This is a genomic window from Dactylosporangium sp. NPDC006015 (genome assembly GCF_040614215.1).
Taxonomy (GTDB): Bacteria; Actinomycetota; Actinomycetes; order Mycobacteriales; family Micromonosporaceae; genus Dactylosporangium; species Dactylosporangium maewongense.
The window spans coordinates 68832-74988 of the sequence record NZ_JBEXUD010000037.1 but is presented as its reverse complement, the minus strand read 5'-3'; the positions used below and the strand labels follow the sequence as shown (position 1 = coordinate 74988).

Sequence of the window (6157 nt, the reverse complement as noted above, 5' to 3'; positions counted from 1 at the left end):
TGGAGCGAAGCTCCCCCAATGGGGAGCGCGGGCGAAGCCCGTGCGCGGGGAACCAACTCCACCACCAACGCGAAACGGCGCAGTCCGTTGAGCAGACTGCGCCGATTGGTGGAGTTGAGGGGACTCGAACCCCTGACCCCCTCGATGCGAACGAGGTGCGCTACCAGACTGCGCCACAACCCCAACCGGCCCGCCGGAGTGGGCCGGGGCCAAGAGTAGCAAACGGGTTGGACGGGGCGCGAATCAGATCACTGACCTGACGCCCGCGTGTCGTAGGGGCGGCCTCGGACGGCGCCCAGGGCGCCCAGGCGGGCCGCTTCGCGGCGGGCCCGGTCGCGTTCGGCGAGCTGGGCGGCGACGGCCTCGCGGCGTTGGGCGGCGCGGCGGAGTTGTTCGCGGCGGACCTGGGCCTGGCGGCGGGCGATCCATGCGGCGTACTGGGCTTCGCGGCGCCGGCGGCGCTGCTCGGCGAGGGCGCGGGTGCGCAGGTGGGCGACGTAGGCGACGAGCAGCGCGCCGGTGACGGCGAAGCCGACCCAGAAGCCGGTGCTGACGAGGGCGACGCCGCCGAGCTCGACGAGGTTGAGCAGGACGAGGGCGAGCAGGACCCGGCGGCGGCGGTACATGGCGCGGGGCGCCCGGTGTGGACGGCGCCGGCGGGCGGTGGGCGGCACGACCCGCAACGGCGGCGGGGCGGCGCCGCCGGGAGAAGAACCGGGAGAGGAAACTGTGCGGTGCACCACTGTGCGGGGCGGGTTGACCGGGCGGCGGCCGGGGATCGTGCGCCGGCGGCGGTCAGCGCGCATTCCGGCACGGGTCAGCACCCGTGCCGTGGACAACGCCCGCTCCGCCACCAGCCGCTCTGTGGCGTCGTACCGGCGCACCAACGCGGGCGCCAAGGCCAGGAGCCCAGCAGCGGCAAGGACGGCGAGGAGCACCGAGGTCGGCACCCTCACGCCTCCGTTCACCGACTTCGTGCGCCGGTCCCCCCAGGCGCGCGAAGTCATCCAAGTCTGTGGAAGTTACAGCGTGGTAACTCCGACTCAGAACAGTACGGGTTGCGCAGCGTTACACCACGTCAACACGCAGGAGGAAACACCCGAAAAGGAGGAGCCGAGCGGGAGGGGCCGGAATGAAGGGGCCGGAAGTCAGCCCGCGAGGACCTTGTGCCAGCGGGCGAGGAGGCCGCCCTCGGTGGAGACGTCCTCGGTGGTCATGGCGTAGCCGAGGTGGTCCCGCCAGTCGCCGTCGATGTGCAGGTAGCGGTGGTGGTACGCCTCCTGGCGGAAGCCGAGCTTCTCCACGACGCGCCGGCTGGCGAGGTTGTCGGGCCGGATGTTGACCTCGATGCGGTGCAGGCCGCCGACGCTGAAGGCGTGGTCGACGGCGAGCGCGAGCGCGGTCGGGGTGATGCCCTTGCCCGCGTGGCGGGAGTCGACCCAGTAGCCCGCGTAGCCGGAGCAGAAGGCGCGCCGGACGATGTTGCCGAGGGTGAGCTGGCCGACGAGCTGGTCCTCGTAGCAGACGGCGAACGGCATGGCGCTGCCGGTGCGGGCGGCGCGGCGCAGGTCGGCGTGCACGGCACGGAAGGCGGCCGGCGAGTTGAGGTCGTGCCACGTCCCGTACGGGGTGGGCTCCCACTTCGACAGCCACTGCTCGTTGGCGCGGCGGACCTCGGCCCACAGGCGGGCGTCGGCGCGCCGGTAGGGCCGGAGGGTGACGGGACCGTCGGTCAGGACCGCCGGCCATCCAGGCTGACTCATCGCCGTCTATCCAACATGATGACGTCCACTGTAGAGCCCGCGGCGGCGCTGATCACCTTCTCGCCCAGGACCATGAGCCCGTTGGCGTCGGCGAGGCCTGACAGCGTGTACGGGCCACCGGCGAGCGGCATGACGGTGTAGCCGCCACCGCGGCGCTCGGTGATGTACGCGGGGCGGAACTCCCGCATGCCGGAGGGCGAGCTGACGGTCTCCAGCAGGTGTGCGCGCACGCTGGGCCGGAAGACGGGGTCCGCGCCGGCGAGCAGCTGGATGACGGGCCGGGCGAGCACCTCGAAGCCGATGAGCGCGGCGCCGGGGTCGCCGGGCAGGCAGACGATCGGCACGCCGTTGACGCCGGCGGCGCCGCCGATGGTCCCGTAGCCGAGCGACGAGCACGGGTACACGGAGAGGTCCGAGAAGACCACGGACCGCGACAGGATGCGCCGGACCATGTCGCCGGGGCCGGTGCCGGTGCCGCCGGTCGTGATGATGAGGTCCGCGCGCAGCATCTGGTCGTCGAGCAGGCCGCGGAGCCCCTCGGGGTCGTCGTCGCAGATGCCGACGCGGTACGCGTGGGCCCCGGCCTCGGCCGCCGCGGCGGTGAGGGCGTGGGAGTTGGCGTCGACGACCTGGCCGGGCTGGCTGGCGCGGCCGACGTCGACGAGCTCGTCGCCGGTGGCGATCACGACGACGCGGGGGCTGGGGCGCACGACGACGTGCCCGATGCCGCTGGCAGCGAGGACGGACACCAGCGGCGGGGTCACGTACGCACCGGCGCGGGCGAGGACCGCCCCGGCGGGCAGCTCGTCGCCGGCGCGGCGCACCCCGTGGCCGCGCTTCGTCGGGTGGTACACCTCGACCGCCGCCATGCCCTGGTCGGTCATGCCGGGCGGGACCACCACGTCCGCCGAGACCGGCATCAGGGCGCCCGCGGCGACGGAGAAGCAGGTGCCGGGGGTCAGCCGGACCGGCCGCCAGCTGGAGGCGACGAGGTCACCGACGACGCTGAGCCGGACCGGGCGGCCCGGCTGAGCGTCGCTGATGTCGTCGAACCGGGCGGCGTAGCCGTCGATCGCGGAGTGGTCGAACGCGGGCACGGGACCCGGTCCGACCACGTCCTCGGCGAGCACGTTGCCGTGCGCGGCGGTGATCTCAAGGTCCAGCGGGGGCAACGGGCGCAGGCCCCGGAGCACGCCGGCGAGATAGTCGGCGAGTGGGACGCGCGCGTTCGACCCGACGCCCGCATCGCGTGCGGCGTCGTGGTGGGAGCCCGTCGCTGGAACCGCTGTCACCCGCGCAGATCCTTCTCCACGAACTGGGTCAGCCACTCGCTGAACGCCGGGCCGAGGTCGTCGCGCTTGCACGCGAGCTGGACGACGGCCTGCAGGTACCCGAGGGGCATGCCGGTGTCGTACCGGGTGCCGCGGTAGACGATGCCGTGCACCGGGGTGCCCTCGGCGAGCAGCAGGGCCATCGCGTCGGTCAGCTGGATCTCGCCGCCGGCGCCGGGGCCGATGCGGCGGATCGCGTCGAAGAGGGTGGGGGGCAGCACGTACCGGCCGATGACCGCGAGGTTGCTCGGCGACTCCGCGGGCTTCGGCTTCTCCACGAGGCCGGTCACCTTCAGTACCTCGCCCGCGTCCGCCGACAGGTCGGACGGCTCGACGGACGCGATCCCGTAGCGGCTGGTCTCGTCGGGCTCGACCTCGATGAGCGCGAGGACGATGCCGCCGGTCTGCGCCTGGAGGTCGAGCATCGCGGGCAGCAGCGGCTCGGTCTCCTCGACGAACTCGTCGCCGAGCAGGCACGCGAACGCTTCGCTGCCGACGTGCGACTCACCGTACGAGATGGCGTGACCGAGGCCGAGGGGCTCGCCCTGCCGGCAGGTGTAGATCTCGGCGAGCTCGCTGGGGCGCTTGACCGCGGCGAGCCGCTCGTCATCGCCCTTCTCCTGCAGGCGCGCCTCAAGGTCGGGACGGCGGTCGAAATGATCGACCATCGATGTCTTGCCCCTGCCGGTGACCAGCAGGATGTCTCGGATGCCGGCTGCCGCGGCCTCTTCCACGATGTACTGGAGGACGGGCCGGTCAACGACCGGCAGCAGCTCTTTCGGCACGGCTTTGGTCGCCGGGAGGAAGCGGGTGGCCAGGCCCGCCGCCGGGATCACGGCTTTGACAGCCCGCTGGCGCTGCGCCGCGGGCTGGTGAGGAGTCGTGTCAGGCATGTGGCAAGGCTAGCCGCCGCGGCTCTGTCGTGGCGGTTGTGCCGCCTTTGGCGCGCCGGGCGTCACCTCCGTACTAGCCTTCGCGGGCCCCTGCGCACCCGTGAACGACTCCTGTGCACCCGGAAGTGCACCCGGAAGTGCACCCGGAAGCGCACCCGGAAGCGGCACTGCCACGACCACGTCGGGGGCGATCTTGTACGTGTCGCGGCCGGCGGCCTTGGCCGCGTAGAGCGCGTCGTCCGCGGCCTCCAGCACGGCCGCTCCCGTCGCGCCGTGGATCGGGAAGACCGCGATGCCGATCGAGACCGTCACCGGGATGCGCCGCGGCGGCTGGCCGGGCGTGGAGGAGACCACGAGGACCGGGCTGCGCCGTACCGCGGCACCGAGGCGCTCGGCGAGGACCGCGGCGCCGGCCGCGTCGGTCTCCGGCAGCAGCACGACGAACTCCTCGCCGCCCTGCCGGAACGCGAAGTCGACCTCGCGGATCTCCGCCCGGAGCCGGCGGGCGAACTCGGCCAGCACCGCGTCCCCGGCCGCGTGGCCGTAGGTGTCGTTGACCTCCTTGAACCGGTCGAGGTCCAGGGCGAGCGCGGCGAGGCTGCGGCCGAACCGGCTGGCCCGCTCGACCTCGCGGCGCAGCGACTCGCGCAGGTACCGGTAGTTGGACAGGCCGGTCAGCGGGTCGGTGAGGGACAGCCGCTGCGCCTCCTCGTGCACCCGGACGTTGTCGACGGCGACGGCCGCCTGCCCCGCGAACGTCCGCAGCGTGATCAGGTCGGCGTCGTCGAACTCGTCGAAGCCGTGCCGGTCGTACAGGGCCAGGACCCCGCGCGCGGCGGGCGGCAGGTCGGACTGGGGCTCCAGGCCAGTGGTGGGCCCCACGCCGGGCGCCGCGATCGGGACCGCGACGTACGTGATGCAGCGCGGCTCGACGGGTGCCAGGACCGGCCCGTCCCGGTCGACCCGGCCGCGCCGCGGCTCACCGGAGGCGGCGACCGTGCCGAGCAGCCCGTCGCCGAGCTGGAGCCGCAGGTCGGCGACGTCGAACCCGGCGAGCCCCTCGGCCACCTGCCCGCGCAGCTCGCCGCTGGCCGGGTCGACCATCAGCACCACCCCGGACTGCGCGCCGGTCGCGGCCGCCGCCGTCTGCAGGATGACCTGCAGGATCCGGTCGAGGTCGTGGGTGCCGGCAAGGGTGTCGCCGAGGACGCCGAGCTGCCCGCGCAGCTGGTCGCGGCTGGCGGTCAGCGCCTGCACGTACCCCTGCATCTCGCGGGTCATCCGGTTGAACGTCTGGCCGAGCCGGCCGACCTCGTCCTGGCTGCGGACGGGCACGCGGGCGCTGAGGTCGCCGTCGGCGACGCGCTCGACCGCCTGCGCCAGCTCGGTCAGCGGGTGGGTGGTGGAGCGGGCCAGCCACCAGGCGACGCTGACCGCGACCACCCCGGCGCAGGCGACGACGGCGACGAGCACCGCGTAGAGGCCGCCGGTGTCGGGCTCGGGCACCGACAGGGCCAGGGTCAGCGGCTGGTCGGGCCGCGGCTCGAGCCGCCGGACCAGCAGGCCGCCGGGCGTGGTGCCGGTCGCGTCGCGGTCGAGCTTGGCGGCGACGCGCACCGACTCCGACTCCGACGCCGTCTGGTCCGTCGCGAGCGAGTCGACCCGCACGCCGCTGGCGTCGGTGAGCCAGGCGAGGAGGGTGGCGTCGACGGGCTCGACCGCGTACGCCCGCCCGATGCGCCGCGAGCTCGGGTCGAGCACGTCGACGGACGCGGCGATCGCGGCGAACGGCGCGTGGGCCGGCGCGGCGCAGTCGGCCCACGGCTTCGGCGGCAGCACGCCCGCGGTGGTGAGCACGGTGCCGTCGGCGCCGCTCACCTCGACCGCGCGGGCGAGCCCGCGCTGGACGGTCCGCTGGGCCGCGTCGGGCTGGTCGCCGTCGGCGGTGACGAGGGCCGTGGTCTCGGCGGCGAGCCGCAGCCGCTGGCAGGTGACGGCGAGGGCGGCCTCGACGTTCTGCGCGCCGGACTCGAGCCGCTCCTTGGCCCGCTGCTGGCTGACGGCGGAGACGGCGATGCCGACGAAGATCGCGCCGAGCAGCACCGGTCCGAGCACGACCGCCAGGAAGGCGGCGGTGAGCCGCGCCCGCAGCGTCACGTCCGTCCTCCCG

The 6157-nt window shown here is 74.2% G+C and carries 5 protein-coding genes and 1 tRNA gene; all 6 read right to left on the bottom strand.

The annotated features are described in order from the left end of the window. Positions 1-106: 106 nt before the first annotated feature. The 6 genes from ABZ321_RS42830 to ABZ321_RS42805 all read right to left on the bottom strand — a co-directional run bounded on the left by ABZ321_RS42830 (position 107) and on the right by ABZ321_RS42805 (position 6144). Positions 107-183 (bottom strand) — tRNA-Ala (locus tag ABZ321_RS42830). Positions 184-248: 65 nt separating this feature from the next. Continuing rightward, positions 249-950 carry a hypothetical protein gene (locus ABZ321_RS42825; RefSeq protein ID WP_344512263.1) on the bottom strand — a complete coding sequence of 234 codons (702 nt, stop codon included), beginning with the start codon at positions 948-950 and terminating at the stop codon, positions 249-251. A 198-nt stretch (positions 951-1148) separates the two neighbouring features. Beyond that, entirely contained in the window at positions 1149-1763 is a 615-nt protein-coding gene (locus tag ABZ321_RS42820) for a GNAT family protein (RefSeq protein ID WP_344512213.1), read from the bottom strand. Next, the gene (gene glp, locus ABZ321_RS42815) at positions 1760-3055 is read right to left on the bottom strand and encodes a gephyrin-like molybdotransferase Glp (protein WP_344512211.1); all 1296 of its coding nucleotides are present in this window, start codon (positions 3053-3055) and stop codon (positions 1760-1762) included. Before glp ends, ABZ321_RS42820 begins: the two co-directional genes overlap by 4 nt. Beyond that, the gene (locus tag ABZ321_RS42810; RefSeq protein WP_344512209.1) at positions 3052-3987 is read right to left on the bottom strand and encodes a UTP--glucose-1-phosphate uridylyltransferase; all 936 of its coding nucleotides are present in this window, start codon (positions 3985-3987) and stop codon (positions 3052-3054) included. Before ABZ321_RS42810 ends, glp begins: the two co-directional genes overlap by 4 nt. Before the next feature lie 9 nt (positions 3988-3996). Then, complete coding sequence (locus tag ABZ321_RS42805; protein WP_354901469.1) at positions 3997-6144, bottom strand: diguanylate cyclase; 2148 nt, start codon at positions 6142-6144, stop codon at positions 3997-3999. Between the last annotated feature and the right edge of the window lie 13 nt (positions 6145-6157).

Bases quoted from the DNA above. Each gene is read 5' to 3' on its own strand.
- ABZ321_RS42810 (WP_344512209.1), bottom strand. From the start codon at position 3,987: ATGCCTGACACGACTCCTCACCAGCCCGCGGCGCAGCGCCAGCGGGCT.
- ABZ321_RS42820 (WP_344512213.1), bottom strand. From the start codon at position 1,763: ATGAGTCAGCCTGGATGGCCGGCGGTCCTGACCGACGGTCCCGTCACC.